This is a genomic window from Streptomyces musisoli (assembly GCF_016741855.1).
GTDB classification, from domain to species: domain Bacteria; phylum Actinomycetota; class Actinomycetes; order Streptomycetales; family Streptomycetaceae; genus Streptomyces; species Streptomyces musisoli.
The window spans coordinates 1-1,150 of the sequence record NZ_JAERRH010000090.1; the positions used below are offsets into that span (position 1 = coordinate 1).

The window sequence follows — 1,150 nt, forward strand, 5'->3', positions numbered from 1 at the left end:
CCCGGGGCTCAGCTCCAGGCCGACCTGGCCGCCGTGCCGGCGTGCGACGGCCGGCCGCGCCCGGTCGGCGGGCAGCCGGAGCAGCTCCGGCAGACCGGCCAACTGCTCCTTCCAGTAACCGAGTTGTTCGGTGAACCGGCTTTCCGGGTCGGCGGCGTCGCCGAGCAGGTCGCGCTGCCACAGCGTGTAGTCGGCGTACTGCACCGGCAGCACCGGCCGGTGCGGTGCGCGGCCCTCGCACCGCGCGGTGTACGCCTCGGCCAGGTCGCGGGCCAGCGGGCCGGTGGACCAGCCGTCACCGGCGATGTGGTGCATCACCAGCAGCAGCACGTGCTCCCGCGGCGCGAGCGCGAACAGCTCCGCCCGCAGCGGCGGCTCCGAGGCCAGGTCGAAGGGCTCACGGGCGGACTCGGCGAGCCGCTCGGCCAGTTCGGCCTCCGTCACCTCGGTCGACCGCACCCGGGGCCGGGCCGCACCCGGGTCCAGGACGCGCTGGCACGGTACGCCGTCGACCTCCGGGAACACCGTCCGCAGGCTCTCGTGCCGGGTCACCACGTCGCAGAGCGCCTCGCCCAGCGCCGCCGCGTCGAGCGTCCCGGTCAGCCGGAGCGCCAGCGGAATGTGGTACGTCGCGGCGGCGCCGTCCATGCGGTGCAGGAACCACAGGCGGCGCTGCGCGAAGGAGAGCGGCACCACGTCCGGACGCGCATGCGCCGTCAGCGCCGGACGGCCGCGGCCGGCCCCGGACAGCGCCTCGGCCAGTCCCGCCGCGGTGGGCGCCTGGAAGAGCGCGCGCAGCCCCAGCTCCACGCCGAGCACCGAACGGATCCGTGCGACCAGCCGGGTGGCGAGCAGGGAGTGCCCGCCCAGGCCGAAGAAGTCGTCGTCGGCCCCGACCCGCGGCACGCCCAGCACCTCGGCGAACAGCTCGCACAGGATCTGCTCCTGCGGCGTGCGCGGCGGCCGGCCCGTCGCGGTGGCCGCCGACCCGGGCGCGGGCAGCGCCGCCCGGTCGAGCTTCCCGTTCGGCGTCAGCGGCAGCGCGTCCAGCAGCACGAACGCCGACGGAACCAGGTAGTCGGGCACCCGGTCACGCAGATACGCCGGCAGCTCCGCCGGATGCACGACCGCGTCGGAACGCGCCGCCACA

Annotated in this window: 1 protein-coding gene; it reads right to left on the reverse strand. The window is 76.3% G+C overall.

Features of this window, described 5'->3' with window-relative positions; genetic code table 11:
- A partial coding sequence (locus tag JK361_RS40575) for a condensation domain-containing protein (protein ID WP_236054681.1) occupies positions 1–1,150 on the reverse strand: 1,150 nt, incomplete at both ends.